This is a genomic window from Pontibacter aquaedesilientis, from assembly GCF_014773225.1.
In the GTDB taxonomy this organism is placed as follows: domain Bacteria; phylum Bacteroidota; class Bacteroidia; order Cytophagales; family Hymenobacteraceae; genus Pontibacter; species Pontibacter aquaedesilientis.
On record NZ_JACXAJ010000004.1, the window covers coordinates 177,206 to 194,069 of the forward strand.

General features: G+C 48.6%; 16 protein-coding genes. 3 read left to right on the forward strand and 13 right to left on the reverse strand.

Translation table 11 applies throughout. The features are described 5' to 3' along the window. Positions 1-76: 76 nt before the first annotated feature. The 11 genes from H9Q13_RS10920 to H9Q13_RS10965 all read right to left on the reverse strand — a co-directional run bounded on the left by H9Q13_RS10920 (position 77) and on the right by H9Q13_RS10965 (position 7,116). The gene (locus H9Q13_RS10920) at positions 77-697 is read right to left on the reverse strand and encodes an SCO family protein (protein WP_191183833.1); all 621 of its coding nucleotides are present in this window, start codon (positions 695-697) and stop codon (positions 77-79) included. 126 nt (positions 698-823) lie between these two features. Further along, the gene (locus H9Q13_RS10925; protein ID WP_191183834.1) at positions 824-1,471 is read right to left on the reverse strand and encodes a toxin-antitoxin system YwqK family antitoxin; all 648 of its coding nucleotides are present in this window, start codon (positions 1,469-1,471) and stop codon (positions 824-826) included. Next, positions 1,443-2,228, reverse strand: coding sequence for a YHYH protein (locus tag H9Q13_RS10930; RefSeq protein ID WP_191183835.1), 786 nt, complete (start codon positions 2,226-2,228; stop codon positions 1,443-1,445). Before H9Q13_RS10930 ends, H9Q13_RS10925 begins: the two co-directional genes overlap by 29 nt. A 113-nt stretch (positions 2,229-2,341) precedes the next feature. Next, a complete protein-coding gene (locus H9Q13_RS10935; RefSeq protein ID WP_191183836.1) occupies positions 2,342-2,773 on the reverse strand; it encodes a periplasmic heavy metal sensor in 432 nt (143 codons plus the stop codon). 40 nt (positions 2,774-2,813) lie between these two features. Beyond that, complete coding sequence (locus H9Q13_RS10940) at positions 2,814-3,089, reverse strand: hypothetical protein (protein WP_191183837.1); 276 nt, start codon at positions 3,087-3,089, stop codon at positions 2,814-2,816. A 31-nt stretch (positions 3,090-3,120) separates the two neighbouring features. After that, positions 3,121-3,660 carry an RNA polymerase sigma factor gene (locus H9Q13_RS10945; protein WP_191183838.1) on the reverse strand — a complete coding sequence of 180 codons (540 nt, stop codon included), beginning with the start codon at positions 3,658-3,660 and terminating at the stop codon, positions 3,121-3,123. Between the two features lie 183 nt (positions 3,661-3,843). Continuing rightward, the gene (locus H9Q13_RS18200) at positions 3,844-4,209 is read right to left on the reverse strand and encodes an SCO family protein (RefSeq protein WP_317173893.1); all 366 of its coding nucleotides are present in this window, start codon (positions 4,207-4,209) and stop codon (positions 3,844-3,846) included. Further along, complete coding sequence (locus H9Q13_RS18205; RefSeq protein ID WP_317173894.1) at positions 4,160-4,477, reverse strand: hypothetical protein; 318 nt, start codon at positions 4,475-4,477, stop codon at positions 4,160-4,162. The genes H9Q13_RS18200 and H9Q13_RS18205 overlap by 50 nt, the downstream gene beginning before the upstream one ends. Next, positions 4,449-4,961, reverse strand: a complete 513-nt coding sequence (locus tag H9Q13_RS10955) for a toxin-antitoxin system YwqK family antitoxin (protein ID WP_191183839.1) — start codon at positions 4,959-4,961, stop codon at positions 4,449-4,451. The genes H9Q13_RS18205 and H9Q13_RS10955 overlap by 29 nt, the downstream gene beginning before the upstream one ends. A 61-nt stretch (positions 4,962-5,022) precedes the next feature. Then, positions 5,023-5,730, reverse strand: coding sequence for a YHYH protein (locus tag H9Q13_RS10960; RefSeq protein WP_394367980.1), 708 nt, complete (start codon positions 5,728-5,730; stop codon positions 5,023-5,025). Between the two features lie 63 nt (positions 5,731-5,793). Then, on the reverse strand, positions 5,794-7,116 hold the full coding sequence (locus H9Q13_RS10965) for a sulfatase-like hydrolase/transferase (RefSeq protein ID WP_224744227.1): 1,323 nt from the start codon (positions 7,114-7,116) through the stop codon (positions 5,794-5,796). 140 nt (positions 7,117-7,256) lie between these two features. On the opposite strand from H9Q13_RS10965, the gene purL reads away from it, so the two are divergent. Next, entirely contained in the window at positions 7,257-10,943 is a 3,687-nt protein-coding gene (gene purL, locus H9Q13_RS10970) for a phosphoribosylformylglycinamidine synthase (protein WP_191183841.1), read from the forward strand. 299 nt (positions 10,944-11,242) lie between these two features. Here the strand turns inward: purL and H9Q13_RS10975 are convergent, their stop codons facing one another. Beyond that, a complete protein-coding gene (locus H9Q13_RS10975) occupies positions 11,243-12,190 on the reverse strand; it encodes an endonuclease/exonuclease/phosphatase family protein (RefSeq protein ID WP_224744228.1) in 948 nt (315 codons plus the stop codon). 277 nt (positions 12,191-12,467) lie between these two features. Between H9Q13_RS10975 and H9Q13_RS10980 the strand changes: the two genes are divergently transcribed. After that, entirely contained in the window at positions 12,468-13,418 is a 951-nt protein-coding gene (locus H9Q13_RS10980; RefSeq protein WP_191183843.1) for an NmrA/HSCARG family protein, read from the forward strand. A 69-nt stretch (positions 13,419-13,487) separates the two neighbouring features. On the opposite strand, the gene H9Q13_RS10985 is transcribed toward H9Q13_RS10980, so the two are convergent. Beyond that, on the reverse strand, positions 13,488-14,618 hold the full coding sequence (locus H9Q13_RS10985; protein WP_191183844.1) for a serine hydrolase domain-containing protein: 1,131 nt from the start codon (positions 14,616-14,618) through the stop codon (positions 13,488-13,490). A 343-nt stretch (positions 14,619-14,961) separates the two neighbouring features. Between H9Q13_RS10985 and H9Q13_RS10990 the strand changes: the two genes are divergently transcribed. Next, positions 14,962-16,842 carry a gamma-glutamyltransferase family protein gene (locus tag H9Q13_RS10990; protein ID WP_191183845.1) on the forward strand — a complete coding sequence of 627 codons (1,881 nt, stop codon included), beginning with the start codon at positions 14,962-14,964 and terminating at the stop codon, positions 16,840-16,842. Positions 16,843-16,864: the final 22 nt, after the last annotated feature.

Genomic DNA, 16,864 nt, shown 5'->3' on the forward strand with positions numbered 1-16,864 from the left:
ACTTCAAGACATAGTTGCGGAAAGATTATACTCATAGATTAAAGCCTCATTCAGCTGCGCCTGTTTTGGAAACAGATCACTCCTTTTCCAGCTCCTTTATATCTGCTATCAGGGATTGTATACTATTGGGGTCGAGGCCGTTGTAAATACCCCGGATATGCCTTTTCTTGTCGACGAGTACAAAGTTCTCGGTATGCAAAAACACCTCTTCGTCTTTGGCTAAACCCTCGTCTTCCTCCACAAAATAATATTTCCTGCCCAGGTCATAAATCTCGCTACGGTCCCCTGTCAACAGTTTCCACCTTTTAAAATTTACGCCATGGTTGCTGGCGTATTCTTTCAAAACAGCGGCATTGTCGTAGTCCGGGGTTACGCTGTGCGAGAGCAGCAGAATGTCGTCGTTGTCTAAAAACTCCCGCTGCAAATCGGTCATGCTGCTGGTTAGCTTTGGGCAAATGCCTGGGCAAGAGGTAAAGAAAAAATCCACCACGCTTATCTTACCATCCATGTCGGCCTCAGTAAATTCCTGGTTTTCCTGGTTGATCAGGCTAAACGCTCGGATCTGATGAAACTCATTATCTGCTGGCAATTCCCATCTCGGCGTGAAGTCAGCTGAATCATAGTATGGAAGTACTCTACCTGATTTTTGACAGGAGAACAACGCAAGGGCAAACAAGAGGATAATGAAACGATTCATCTGATAGGACATTTTATAATAAGTATAATTTTGAGCCTCGATTGCAACCGGGCTTAAGGAGTTGCCTTTTGAAATTTGGCGTAACTGTTTTATTTAAAGTATAAGCGAGCCTTTGATTTATTTAGCTTATTTCAGCACTGTCAGTTTTACTGCCTCATCTTTTAAGGTATAGCACAGAGCGGATTTTTGCAGGCCGTACCGAAAGCCGTCCCTTGCTTCGTAGTTGATGTATGGTTTCCCGTTTTCGCGCCAGGCCTGTTGCATTCCGTGCTCCTGGTCGTTTTTAAAGTTCAGGAAGGCGTAGGGGCTGCCGCTTTCATACCACTGCTTCTGAAGTCCTTCGCGCTTATCGTGGTAATAAGTGAAATCGAACCGCATGTTTCCGTTCTCCCAGTAGCCATAATGCCGGCCATAGCCCACATTCTCCCGGTAGCTTCTGATGTCTTTCTGGTTGCCATTGGGATAATAGGTTTTGGTGAGGCCATGTTGCATACCCTGGTAATAAGAGCCGACAGATTTCAAGACGCCGCTTTCATACTTCTCCACGATAAACCCTGAAAAGGGCTTATCATGGTAAAAGTAAACCCCGTTTTTCAGAGCCAGCTCCGGTGCAACGGCAGCAACGGTATCCGCAGGAATTTCAGTGGTATCCACTTCCTCAAAAACAACAGCAATCTCTTCTTTATCATCCTCTGCGCAGCTCACGCAAAACAACAGAACGAGAAACAGACTGTATGGGAAAACGCTAAAACGTGAAGGTGCCTTTTGTGCCATTGTAACTGCCTGCCTTTAGAACATAAAACCGCGAGTTCAGGTAGCTGACATTCGAGGTGTGGTAATGATAGATTGGCGTTGAGAAATCAGCCGTCACGCCCGTATGCCCACCGTTGGTATCGAGGTTTGAGGGATAGGTGCCGTCATTGTCTTTACGACCGTAAATGGGAAAACCGTCTCTTAAAAACCCGATCAGTTTGGCATCGTCGAGGGAGGTAAAATCGCCGTTGAAGTGATAGTGGTATGCACCGCCCGGACCGCTATGTGCCCCGCTCCTGTCAAACGATTTAAGGGTATTGGCATCCACCGGAACATTGCCGCCCTCCCGATCGTTGTAGATCGCCACGCCATTCAGCGCCATACCTATCGGCCCAAGCGAAGTTGCCTCTTTGGACGCTGCCTCTGCCGGAAATATGGGGATCGTCATCACAAAAGTCTGCTCCCGAATAGTGCCCGGGTTTACTGTATGCCCTTCCAGCGTGGGTGCCTCATATAAAGCGTGACCGCTTCCCCAATAAGGACTCACATGGTCCGGAACTCCGTTTGATTTCAGCACGATACTGTTTGTGCCCACCGTAACGGTGACCGCGCTTTTGAAATTCGAACTGATGGCATTGGCTATCGAAACAGTTCCAGCCGAAGCGGTTGTGGTGGGTGCTGCTTCATCGTTGTCGTAGGTGTCGCAGGAGACAAGTAGGCCAACAGCCAGAGCGCTTATGCCAAGTGTCAGGGCAAAGGGTTTACGGAGGTTTTTCATCAGTATATAATTTGTTATAGAGATGAATACTACCTTTTCAAATCAATCCTTCGGCCGACCCACTATTTTTTTAAATTTAATTTTTGATGGCTGCTCTGAGTCGTGACAAGTAGCTATTCGGGTCGTCTGGGAGCTGATCTTGCCAGGTCAAAATAATCCGCGAGCTTGGTTGTCAAGGTCTCGAAGTACCCTAGTTGGTCAGGCTTGCAAAGATTCTTGATAGCAATAAAATGGTTGTAGTGCACAGTTTCGATCTTTTGCTGCAAGCTCCCCAACTCCTTAATAAGTGAATCTTTGGAGCTGGTGTTTTCCTGGGCCAATGTTAGATAAAGTTCGCTTTTCGTCTCCCTTACCTTATCATTCAATTCCTGGATAGTCCTTTTGTGCTCGTCAATGAGCTCCTCATATATTTGCACTTGTATCTCATCAAAGTGTAACTGCTCAATGATTCTGTGCTTGGGCCCTACCTGCGCAAAAGGGGGCCGCCCTCCTGCCGGGTGCGGGCTTTGACGAAAAAGTAAAAATCCGACCAGGAAAAGGTTCATTACTAATAAACCTATCGCAGCTATACTTAGTAACCTTAATTTACTCACGGTAGAAGTCGTTTGTAGTAGTTAAATCCATTGCGTAAACCACTTCCTCTATACCCGGGCTGGCTGGCTTATCGGAAGTCTTGAGTAGGACAGAAAAGTTAAGCGAAAGCAGCAGGATAAATACCGCAGCAAAAGCCCATCTCCAGGCAAAAGGTGCCGGGAGGCTGCCAGGCGACTCAATGCGTGCCAGAATGCGGGTATACAAAAACGGGGGCGGATCCACGGGTTGTATCCTCTTCAATGAATCCAGTTTCTTGTCGATGTCCATAGCATTTAAAATAGTTAGTACGACCTATAGCTTAGAATCCTTCGCTGTCTTTCAGTTTTTTCTCGATTGCCTGCTTGGCACGCTGCAGCAGCGACTCCACGGCCTTTACGCTGGTGTCCATGATCTCGGCCACTTCCTTTTGCGGCCTATCCTCGATCTTCGCTAAAATGATGGCTGTTTTCTGCTTTTCGGGCAAGGCGTAAATGATCCGCAAAAGCTCCTCCATGCTCTCCTGCTCTTCCAAGGGCACACCGGGGTGGCTGACCTTGGCCACATCGTGTGTCAATTCATCGGATTCAGGGTGGAAAAGCGAAGAAATAAACCCGAACCGCTTTTTCCTCTTTTTCGCTTTCAGGAAGTCGAGCGACTGGTTGATGGCGATACGGTAAATCCAGGTTTTCAGGGAAGCGGTCTCCGACTTGTATTGATCCAGGTGATGATAGACCTTCACGAAAACTTCCTGGGCCAGGTCCTGGGCATCTTCTCTGTTCAAAACGTAATGCAGGCAAACATTGAAGACAAGGCCTTTGTATTCGCTGTAAATAGCCTCGAATTCCGCTTTGCTTGTCATTAAATATATAGCCTTGCTTTTTTTGCTTAGAAGGAGAGACTAAGTATACAAATTTAATGGGATTTTGAGAGCTTCTAAATCAAACTGGAGGAGAGGATTTGATGATTCATACAAAGATTGATCGAAATTATAACAGAAACGCCATCTCTTTACTTGCGTGTAGCGAGAGTTGGACAGGCTGGCCTAGTTCAGTAATGTGCCGATGTCCTCCATCATCTGTTCCATCTCGAGCTGAAGCGTGCCATTGTAAATCCCGCGTATCCTTTTGGATTGGTCGATCAGCAAAACATACTCCGTGTGCAGGAACTCCGTACTGTCTTTCGTAAATCCCAAATCTTCTTCGGCAAAGTATGACGTTCGGGCAAGGGTATAGATCTCCGATCTGCTTCCTGTAAGCAAATGCCAGTTGGGGGAGTTTATACCGTTCGCCTCAGCGTAGTCATTCAACCGGCTAACCGTATCGATCCAGGGTGTTACGCTATACGATAGTATGACAACATCAGAGTTGTTGCCATACTTTTCCTGCACTAGTTTCATGTGCTGCGTCATCACTGGGCAAATGCTCCCGCAGTTGGTGAAGATGAAATTGGCGACGTATGGTTTGCTCGGTGATGGTCTGGCCGTGCTGGTTGGTGAGAGAAAAGGGGCTGATGACGTGCTCAATTTTTTGGGCTGCTTCGTCCGCGCTTGCCAGGAACTGCGGGGTAAAGTCTGGGGTATTGTAGTAGGGCAGCGCCTTGGCTTTCTCTTGTGGTGAGCAGGAAAACAACAGGGCACACAGCAGCAGGCTATAGGCTAAAGACGCTATCCGATACATTAACGCAGTTTTTGGTGCCCAACAAGCCATACCGCCTGCCATTTTGAATAACATAGTTTGCTCTGATCTTTCCGTTGTCATACCATAATTGCTGAGGGCCTTCTTCATGGCCATTCTTGTAATGCATAGCCTTCACCAACCGGCCATCCTCGTTCCACTCCTTGCAAGCTCCCTCATACTCATCCTCCTCGAAAAAATAATGCAGCTGCTTCTTTCCGTTCTCCCACCAAGCAATGTACTCACCGGTTTTCTGGCCCTGTTCAAAAAAGCGCCTCTCCCTGAGTTGCCCGGACGGATAAAACTTCTTCCACTCCCCATGCTCTTTTCCGTTTTGGTAGCTGATGAATTCAGCCGTATCCGTTGAGGATTCAAAAAGGGTATACAGCTTCCCGCTGAAAGGCTTTCCTTTTACTAGTAGCAGCCCGTTGTCAAGGCGTAGCGGTGTCGCGTTTTTGTCCAGTAACACCGTGGGGCTCTTAGCCAAGTTTTCTAGCGGGTGCTGCGTGCATCCCCAAACTAGAACAGCTAAGAGCAGGGCCATAACGCTATTGCGTAACCGTGCCCGGCCTGCCATAGAAACCGCTTCCGTTGATGTAAGGATCTGCATCGGTGATATGGTAATGGTATGTACCGCTAGGGTAATCTTCAGTGGCGTGGGTATGGCCGTGGTAGGCATCCAGCATGGCATTGGTAACCGCCGCTCCGTTCTCTACAGGGCCGTACACCGGAAAACCATCCAGTAAAAAGCCTAGCAGCGATGATTTGGTGGCTTTAACCGTGGTAAGGTAGATCGGCTCGAGGTGGTAATGATAGTTGTTGTTGCCTGTTGGATGCCCCGAATATTGGTCGAAACTCTGAAACTCGTTTGTCAAAGGTTGGTTAGGCCCGGCATACTGGTTGTAAAAAGGCACACCATTTAAAGAAACTCCGATAGCGCCCAGGGGCGTGGCTGCATACGTAGCGGCAACTTCAGGGTGCAAGGGTATTTTGAAGGTATAGTTAAAAGAACCGATAGTGTTCGGGTTCTTCCGGAAGGTATACGTGGTGCCAGCATACGTCGTGCTGCCGCTGAAATTCTCGTACAGGCTGCTTGTGCTGGGGTAATACACGCTCTTGTGATCGGGGGCGCCGGTTGTTTTAATGATGACATAGGTACCGTCCGTTGTAATGCTGCTTGCGCCATATACCTTTTTATACACCTCAGGTACTTCTTCATTGATGGGTGCAAAATCAGCGCTCTCTTTACAGGACATGATGAAGAGCAGCATAAAAATATTCAGGAATAGCATGGTGTTCTTGAAAGGGTTCATTGGTCATCATTGAAGTTGCAGTTTCTCAGCCCGAATGGCACTTAGCGCTGCGCTTGCCTCTGATGTTAGGGCGGCAGACAAAAGATTTGCTGTTTCAAATGGATCGACACTTAGGTCATAGAAATACTCGTTTCCGTTAGCCAAGTGAATGAGTTTATACCTGCTATCGCGCATGGTCCAGCCCTCTCTTCCGTCGCCCGTACCAAAAAGCTCGCTGTACGCATATTTCCTTTGAGGCGCAACTGGCTCGCTAAACAAGGATTGGAGCGAGTAGCCATCATGAATCTGGTTTACACCGGCACCGGCTACATATGCAATCGTGGCATAAAGGTCTGTTCCGTTTACAAGTGCATGCTCTGTTGTGTTTTGGCGGTCAACGCCATACCCACTCACGATCATGGGTGCGTTTATACCTCCCTGCCACAAAGAGCCCTTGGCGGTATAAGAGGTATAGGGTGCCTGCACCACCTGCGCGCCTGTGCCATTGTCGCCAATAAAGATGATAAGCGTGTTGCTTTTCTGCTCCTCGGTAAGGCTACGAAAGAACCTGCCCAACTCCGTATCCATGGCCTCGATGGCTGCCAGATAGTATGGAAGCTTGTTGCTGTTGATGGAGGCGGCATCATCGGCAAGCGTTTTATCGGATATCAGGTGTAAGGGTGGGCGGTGAAAAGGAGTATGGGGCGCGTTCAGGGCTAAGGTCAAAAACCATGGCTGCTGCTGCGCTTTCACCCATCGCGTGGCATCGTCTACAAAGTAAGTAGTTGCGTAGGTGGTAACCGTGGTTTGTTGGCCGTTGGAGGTTTTTGTCCAGTTAAAATAGCTGGGCACTGTGCCCGTGAAAATCCCCGAATAATAATCAACACCAAATTGTTCAGGAGCAGCTAACTGGGTGTTGTTGCTCATGTGCCATTTACCGATGACAGCCGTAGCATACTGGTTGCCTGTTTTATCATTGATGAATTTCTGCAGCAGCGTTTCCGAGGCGTTCAGCCCTCCTGTGTTACCACCAATAGCCGAGCCAACGCCGGTGCGAAAGCCATACTTACCCGTAAAAATGCTGGCTCGTGTAGGAGAGCACTCCGGGTTTACCCACAAATTAGGAAAGGTAATGCCGCTTTGTGCCAACGAATCCAGTACGGGTGTCTTAGCCTTCAGCCCGTTTGTGCCGGGGTACTTCCCGAAAGCGTCCCAGCCCATATCATCGGCAATGATCAACACTACATTAGGTTTTCCATCGGCAGTTGGGCCAACAGGGGTCTCCTTCGTACACGCGACTAAGGAAAACAAGAGACTGATGATGGCGATTATTGCCACTTTATTCAACATTTAAGGTTAGTTTAGGTGCGATGACAAGCACTTTGACCCACCCTAAGCCTTAAGGTTTAATTATAGAACATTATCTACCCGTGATCTTTCCTGTATTTAAATTTTAAACCGTAACTTTATGGCTTGAAATAAAAACAAGCATGCTTCACTTCTTTTTTACTCAACCTGATACGGTTTACGCCCTGCAAAGCCAGGATAAACTGACCTCTACAGACATTCAGAAACTTGAATGGTTATTTGGCAACGCCACTCTAAAACAGGAAACTGTGCTGAGTGGCTTTTTTGTTGGTCCACGTGCCGCCATGGTCACGCCTTGGAGCACCAATGCCGTGGAGATAACCCAGAACATGGGTATTGAGGGGATCATCCGGATCGAAGAGTTTAAAATCGTAGCAGATGATTTCAAGGACTTTGACCCTATGCTTTCGCAAAAGTATAATAGTCTGGACCAGGATATCTATAACATTCATATCCAGCCGGAGCCGGTACAGCCAGTCACGGATATTGCCGCTTACAACAAGCAGGAAGGGCTTTCGCTTAGCGAGGAAGAGGTTGATTACTTAAATAAGCTTTCTGAAAGGCTAGGCAGACCACTGACCGATTCTGAGGTATTCGGGTTTTCGCAGGTGAACTCGGAGCACTGCCGCCATAAGATCTTCAATGGTAAATTCGTGATTGACGGTGAAGAGAAACCAGTTTCTCTGTTCAAATTGATTCGCAAAACTTCCGAAGCCAATCCAAACGATATTGTTTCGGCCTACAAAGACAACGTGGCTTTTGTAAAAGGGCCTGTAGTGCAGCAATTCGCTCCGAAACGTGCCGACATACCTGACTTTTACCAGGTAAGTAACTTCGAATCAGTTATATCCATCAAAGCAGAAACCCACAATTTCCCGACGACAGTAGAGCCCTTTAATGGGGCCGCCACTGGTTCTGGTGGTGAAATCAGAGACAGGCTGGCAGGTGGTCAGGGAGCGCTTCCGCTCGCCGGCACTGCGGTTTACATGACAGCCCTGTCTCGACTTGAAAAGGACCGCCCTTGGGAAAAGGCTACGCAGGAAAGAGACTGGCTATACCAAACACCAATGGATATCCTGATCAAGGCCTCGAACGGAGCCACTGATTTTGGCAATAAATTCGGACAGCCTTTGATCACTGGATCTGTGCTAACGTTTGAACATGACGAAGAAACGGATGAGGTTGAATCGCCTAGAAAACTGGGTTATGATAAAGTGATCATGCTGGCTGGCGGTGTGGGCTACGGCAAAGCAAGTCAGGCTCAAAAACAACAACCAAAGCCGGGAGATAAGATCGTTATACTGGGTGGTGAAAACTACCGCATAGGTATGGGAGGCGCCGCCGTTTCCTCTGCCGATACCGGCGAGCACGGCACAGGTATAGAATTGAATGCGATTCAGCGTTCTAACCCTGAGATGCAGAAACGTGCTGCCAATGCCATCCGGGGTATGGTGGAAAGCGAGCATAATGCCATCGTTTCTATCCATGACCATGGGGCCGGTGGTCACTTAAACTGCCTTTCGGAGTTAGTGGAGGAAACTGGCGGAAAGATAGACCTAGACAAGTTACCAGTTGGCGACCCTACACTCTCTGCAAAAGAGATCATTGGGAACGAGTCGCAGGAGCGCATGGGCTTGGTGATAGGGGAAGATGATATCGCTACACTGCAAAAGATTGCAGAACGTGAGCGAGCGCCCATGTATACTGTAGGTGACGTGACCGGAGATCATCGTTTTACGTTTGAGTCAGCCTCAACGGGTGCAAAACCAATGGACCTGGAGTTAAGTGACATGTTCGGCAGCTCCCCTAAAGTGGTGATGAACGACAAGACCATTGTCAGAAACTACCCGGAACTGACCTATGATAAAAACGAGCTTCATACCTACCTTGAGCAGGTACTGCAGCTAGAGGCTGTCGCCTGTAAAGATTGGTTAACCAACAAAGTAGACCGTTGCGTGGGTGGCCGCGTGGCGAAGCAGCAGTGTGCTGGCCCGCTGCAGTTGCCGCTCAACAACTGCGGAGTGATGGCGTTGGACTTCCAGGGCAAAGAAGGTGTTGCAACCTCCATTGGCCATGCCCCTATCTCTGCTTTGATCGATCCGGCTGCAGGTAGCCGTAATGCTATTGGTGAGGCATTATCGAACATCGTTTGGGCTCCTATGAAAGATGATTTGAAGAGCGTTTCGCTTTCAGCCAACTGGATGTGGGCCTCTAAAAACGAAGGCGAAGACGCACGCTTGTACAAAGCTGTTGAAGCCTGTTCGGAATTCGCGATTGCTCTGGGTATTAACATCCCGACGGGTAAGGACTCGCTTTCGATGAAGCAGAAGTATAAGGACGGGGATGTAATCGCACCTGGTACGGTCATCATATCAGCGGCCGGAAATTGCAGCAATGTACGCCAGGTAGTAGAACCTGTTTTGCAGCACGATGGCGGCAACATCTACTATATCAACCTGTCGAATGATGCCTTTAAACTAGGTGGCTCTTCTTTCGCTCAGATCGTCAACAGAATTGGCAACGAAACACCTGATATAACCGATGCGGCACTCTTTAAAAATGCCTTCAATACACTGCAAGGTTTAATTAAAGAAGGTAAGATAGCAGCAGGCCATGATATCGGCAGCGGCGGTCTGATCACCACCCTTCTGGAGATGTGCTTTGCGGATAACAACCTGGGTGCAACTATAGACCTATCATCGCTTGGCGAGGAAGACAGCATCAAAGTGCTTTTCGCGGAGAATATCGGCGTGGTTTTCCAGGCATCCGAAGATGTGGAAGAAACGCTTAAGGCAAACAATGTACCTTTCCATAAGATAGGCACCAGCACCTCTACTGCAAGCCTTGAACTTAAAAACGGTGCAGATAACTACCGTTTCGATATTACCCAGCTTAGAGATAGCTGGTTTAAGACTTCTTACCTGCTCGATATCAAGCAAAGCGGCCAGGTAAGTGCCAAAGAGCGTTTTGATAACTATAAAAAACAGGAGTTGCGCTACAATTTCCCCGAAGGGTTTGACGGCAAAAAACCTGTTATTGACGACTCTAAGCCAAGAATTAAAGCAGCCATCATCCGTGAAAAAGGAAGTAACTCGGAGCGTGAAATGGCCAACGCCATGTACCTGGCAGGTTTTGATGTGAAGGACGTGCACATGACCGACCTGATCTCGGGAAGGGAAACCTTGGAGGATATCCGCTTTATTGGTGCTGTGGGTGGTTTTTCTAACTCCGATGTACTGGGTTCGGCCAAAGGTTGGGCAGGTGCTTTTATGTACAACGAGAAAGCGAAAACAGCTTTGGAGAACTTCTTTAACCGTGAGGACACCTTATCGGTAGGTATATGCAACGGCTGCCAGCTGTTCGTGGAGTTAGGCCTTATCACGAAAGGGCATGAAGAGCCAGCAAAAATGCTGCACAATGCAAGCGGCAAGCACGAAAGTATCTTCACTTCACTCACCATCCGGGAGAACAAATCGGTCATGCTTTCCAGTTTGGCCGGTAGCACGCTGGGTGTATGGGTATCGCATGGAGAGGGCCGCTTCTGTTTGCCACACCTTGAAGATAAGTACCAGATTGTTTCGAAGTACGCCTACGATGGGTATCCAGCCTGTCCGAATGGGTCTGACTACAACACCGCCATGATCTGCGATGAAACAGGCCGCCATCTGGTGATGATGCCGCACATTGAACGTTCGCTCCTGCAATGGCAATGGGCGCACTATCCGAAAGGACGCCACGATGAAGTATCGCCATGGATGGAAGCCTTCGTGAATGCCAGAAAGTGGTTAGCAGCGAACGAGAACCGATAGATATAAACGGGTTGAATACTTCACTATAGGTTTCTTGTCCTGAAATAAATGACGGACTTGAGACGAGCTTAATTGGAACCAAAGACCTCCAACGCTTTTGTGTTGGAGGTTTTTTTATTTGGTCTTCTACGGGGCTGTCATCGAGCTGTCAAAAATACCCTTATCGGCGTGGTAGATCAACACATTTACTTCTTGCATTTGGCGACGGACTTGCTTCGGCACAACCAACAGCCTAGGGGAAGTTTAAAACAAATCTCAAGTAGCCATTGTCTACAACATCAGGTCTCTACAGCCTTCTGTCACTCATGTAAGTATAATTTCACAAAAATCGGAAAGTGATCTGACCCGAAAGCTGATTTCCTATCCAACTCAAGCACTTTGAATTCTTGCGAAACGTACACGTGATCCAGCGGCCACCGGAAGATTAGAGATGTGGCATCGAAGGAGTTGTAAAGCCCTCTCCCCACCCGGACATCCCCAAGCCTGCTACTAGTCCCAAATAACCGGGATGTCTTAGACCATGCGACATCGTTTAAGTCACCTGCCACTACGGTCGGAAGTTCCCTTTGGGCTACCATCTTCCCCACTTTTAAAAGTGCTACTTCTTTCTCCCCTACATTGTCAGGGTGCTCACTTGGCTTCGGGGGCACCGGATGCACGGCATGCAGCATAAAAGAAGATCCATCCAGGAGTTTTACTGTTGTGTGTATGGAAGGTACTTTATCCTGGTTGAGGAACTTAATCTCTGTGTTCTCCAAAGGAAGTTTGGAGTAGAGGGCTATTCCGTAGGTATTGTCCAGGGGGTATTTAACCGAGTGAGGAAACTGTTTTTGAAGAACGGCCAATTGATTTATCCACCACTTGTTTGTTTCCAGCACCAGCACCACGTCCGGGTCCGATTCATTTACAATATCTAACAAAGCCTCTACCCGCTTATTCTTAATCCAGACGTTTGCAATCAACAGGCTAAAGGCTTTCTCCTGGTTGATAGACAAGGGATCCGCAGACTCAACTGCCTTGTTAGCTAAAGGGGTGTAGGGTAGTATAAAACGGGCCTGTAAAACAATGGATGCTACAAGCCCAGCCAAAAACAAGTAAGGCATTAATGTCCACCTTTTATTTAGAACAGCAAAGAGACTAAGGCAAATAAGCAGCACTACCAGCACCTGTACCCGTGGGAAGTCCAGTGCTTTAATAAACCAAAACTGCACATCGTAAATAAGAGACAGCAAGGAGACTATGATCATCAGCGTCCCCGTTGCTATTATTAGGTATAGTATTGTCTGTCTTAGGCGGTTCATGTATAATAGAACGCCTGAGAGGTTAAGTTGTTCGGGCTCATCTGCAGAATAGCTTTAGCGAAGTTATAGGTAGTTCCCTTTGCTTTTTTATTTCCATACCTGCATCCTGCCCGTAACATACTCCCATTGCCTCATTTTCTAAACACATTTCACTTCTAATTGATCTCTATTTAACCCCTCACGTAATTATAATTATTATAGGTAAAGTATAAGTCATAAAGCTATGTCTGCAAAAAAAATCATCACTGTATTTGGGGCAACCGGTGCCCAGGGAGGGGGAGTTGCACGCGCTATCCTACAAGACAGTACGAGTGAATTTAGTGTCCGAGCCGTGACCAGAGACCCTTTTTCAGAAAAAGCTAAGGCGCTCATTGCCCAAGGCGCTGCGGTTGTGACAGCCGATATAGATGATCCGGAAAGTATGAAGCAGGCACTTGACGGAGCCTATGGAGCGTATTTTGTCACATTCTTCTGGGCACATTTCTCACCTGAAAAGGAGTACGAGGAGGCAAAAGGCATGGCAGAAGCGGCACAGGCCGCTGGTCTGAAACATGCGATCTGGTCGACGCTGGAAGACACCCGAAAGTGGGTGCCACTGGATGACGACCGAATGCCTACCCTACAGGGGAAGTACAAGGTGCCACATTTTGACGCCAAAGGCGAGGCAGACCATTTTTTCACTGAGTTGGGAGTGCCCACTACCTTTCTGAGGGCCTCATTTTATTGGGACAACTTTATCCACTTTGGGATGGGCCCTAAAAAAGGCCCGGACGGCAAGCTATACCTGACACTCCCTATCGGCGACAAGAAAATGGCAGGTATAGCCTCTGAGGATATCGGGAAGTGCGCCTACGGCATTTTCAAAAGAGGAGAAGAATTGGTAGGCAAAACGATCGGGATAGCCGGAGAGCAGCTTTCGGGACAGGAGATGGCCAAGGCATTTTCCAAAGCGCTCGGGCAGGAGGTTCACTACAACAGTGTGTCGCCGGAGACATATCGTGGCTTCGGCTTTCCGGGGGCAGAAGACCTGGGCAACATGTTTCAGTTCTACCGGGACTTCGACCAACTCTGCAACAGTGTCCGGGATGTCGCTTTCTCAAAAGAACTGAACCCGGAACTTAAATCATTTGACGAGTGGCTGGCCGAAAATGCCGGTCGCATCCCTTTGGAGTAGGAAGCCGAGAACTGACTTGACAGCTCTGAGTAAACATTCGCAAAACATTAACAGGCAATCGGTGACAGCCTAGCGGGCGCTTGCCAGTTTCTGTTGTTTCCTGGCTCTTGCCCCAGACTGCGCGGGATATAAAAAGTTTCGCACGTCTTTCATGTAGTTCAGGCTGCCGTTGGTGAGGTTGCTCAAAACGATGATCGTGCTATGATCTTTTGGGTTTCGCAGGAAATAGGTATTGAATCCGTGCCACAGGCCACCATGGTAGATGACGGTGTCCCCGCTCTCGACTTGTTTCAGTCGAAAGCCAAAGCCATAGGACTCCGTTTTCTGGTTTAGCTTTCCGGTAGGCAGAAACGCCTCTTCCAGCGTTTCGCGTTTTACTAGCTTTTGGGTATAGAGTGCCTGATCCCATTTATACAGGTCTTCTACCGTAGAGTATATGCCTTTATCGCCCAGCACACTGTCCTGATAGTCTGGCAGGCGTTTGCGGCGACCTCCGATATGCCCGGACACTACTTTTGCGGTCTGCTCGACTAATTCGTTGCTGAACAAATATGTGTTCGTCATTTTCAAGGGCTCGAAAATTTGCGTCTTCAGATATTCCGCGAAAGACATACCTGAGGTTTTCTCTACAACAGAAGCTAACAAGGCATACCCTGTGTTACTGTAGCTGAACGTACGGTTGGGCTGGTAATACATATTGGGCCTGTGCGCGACCATCATGTTCAGTACATCGTCGTTGCTGAGATTCACTTTACGGTCGGGCCAGAACTCATCACTGAAATAGGTATAGTTGGGCAAGCCGGAGCGGTGCGTCAGCAATTGCCGGATCGTTATGCCTTTGTATGGGAAATCAGGAAAGTATACCTGTAGGCTGTCATCGTACTGCAGCTTGCCCTGCTCCTTCAGCATCATAATAGCCACTGCTGTAAACTGCTTGGATACGGACGCCAACTGGAAGATGGATTGCGTTGTAAGCGTATCCTTGCTTCGGAAATCCGCATAGCCGAAAGCTCCTTTGTAAACGATCTGGTCATACTTGGTCACCAGCACTGTCCCGTTAAAGCCCTTTCGCTTGTGCAGATGCCTGAAAATGGAATCGACCTGACCACCAAGTTTGCCGGCGCTAACCGGAGTAAAGGTAGGGGGCACTTCAATGTGCTGCAAACAGTCTTCTTCCACAATCAGTGGCTCCTCCCACATGCTCGAACATGAAAACAGGGAAATGCAGAAAATGCATGCTGCGATAAAGCGGGCTAAATGTAAATTAAAAAGGACCATACCGGATACCAACGCCAAAAATGAGCTTTAAATATAAGTCAACTTTCGGAGTTTCTAAGGATAACCCACAGAAAAAAAGATTCCTTTTGCATTCCTGCTCATACCTAGCCGCCTCCCCATGCCGTGGCACCTCTCTAAGCGCCCGAACAAAGCAAGGCACAACCTGGTGTCTTGACATGGCTGCAGGTATAAAAACTAAATCTGCTTACTTTAAAACTTTAGCTTATCTTCTGCTTATATTTAGGTACACGAATTCAGGATTGTCATGAAACACTTAGTTGCGATTTTCTTTCTGCTCGCCACCACCCTATCGGCCACAGCTCAGCAAACTCAGAAACCAGTATTGCATGGCAAGAACTGGATGGCCATTACCGGTAAGCCACTGGCGGCTACAGCCGGCGCTATGACTTTTCAGAAAGGGGGCAATGCCGTGGATGCAGCCTGTGCGATGCTCGCGGCTACCTGCACCATGTGGGATGTGTTGAGTTGGGGCGGGGAAACGCAGGCCCTAATTTATAATCCAAAGACCAAGAAAGTGATCGCCATCAATGCCATGGGCGTAGCCCCTACAGGCGCCACACCGGAGTTCTTCAAGGGTAAAGGGTACAACTTCCCCCCGGAATATGGCCCCTTGGCCGCCACTACGCCGGGCACACCCGGCGGACTCCTATATATGCTGGCAAATTACGGGACCCTGAGCCTGGAACAGGTACTGGCCCCCGCAATCGAAATGGCGGCTGGCTATCCTATGGAAGCGCAAACAGCCAACAGCATTGAGAAAAATAAAGAACATATAAAGCAATGGCCTTACAGCCGGAAGGTTTTTCTAACCCATCCAGGCGAAGACCGGGAGGCACCGGAGCCAGGAGAAATCTTCGTCCAGAAAGACCTGCTGCAGACCTTGACCAAAATGGTGGAGGCAGAACGGGAGGCCCTCAAAAAAGGAAAAAATCGCAAGGATGCCATCATGGCGGCTTACGATCGCTTTTACAAAGGGGATATTGCCGAGGAATTTGTCCGTGGGTCTAAAGAGCAGGGCGGCCTGATCACGATGCAGGACCTGGCCAAGTGGAAACCGATTGAGGAAGAGCCCCTGATGGTGAACTACAAAGGAGTTGACGTGTATAAGATGCAACAGTGGACGCAAGGCCCCGTGATGCTGCAGGCACTCAATGTCCTCGAAAATTTCGATCTGAAGGGTATAGGGTATAACAGCACTAAATACATCCATACGCTCTACCAAGCCATGAACCTCTCGTTCGCTGACCGGGACTTTTATTACGGAGACCCGTATTTCGCTCCTCAGGAACCCATGAAAGGACTGCTAAGTAAGGCTTATGCAAAAGAACGGGCAAAGCTAATACAGTACGATAAGAACAATCCTAGCATTGGTCCCGGAGACCCTTACCCCTTTGAGGGAAGGAAGAACCCCTACCTGAAACTGCTCAAGGAAAGAGGATACGAAATGGATACATCCAAGCGCAACTTCGCCCCTTCCCACGACATCCGGAACGGTTCCTCCATGAACGAATACCAGGAAAGACTCTGGCTAGGCACCACCACGGTAGAGGCGGCTGACAAAGAAGGCTGGGTAGTATCAATTACGCCGAGCGGGGGCTGGGTGCCAGCCTGCATTGCCGGGAACACAGGTATAGGAATGAGCCAGCGCATGCAGAGTTTTGTGTTGGATGCCAAGCTAAACCCTTTCAATGTAGTGGCGCCGGGCAAGCGACCCAGAGTCACGTTAACGCCGTCTATGGCTTTGAAGGATGGTAAACCCTTTCTTTCCTTTGCTGTGCAGGGCGGCGACACGCAAGACCAGAACCTGTTGCAGTTCTTCCTGAATGTGGTGGAGTTTGGCATGAACGTGCAGCAGGCAGCCGAGGCAGCCAACATAAATACAAACCAACTCTGGCTCTCGCTGGGCGGCATGAAAACGGATGACCGCAAGCCGAAGCCCGGTCATATCTTGTTAAACTCCAGCACACCCGACTCCGTTCGAAACGAGCTGAAGAAGATGGGCTATACCTTGAGTTTTGGTGATCGTACCAGCGGCCCTATCAACGCCATCTTCTTCGACTGGAAGCACGGTAGTTTTTGGGGTGGCTCCAGCAACCACGGCGAGGATTACGGAATAGCCTGGTAAATAGAAAAGGTGAAAAATCAGG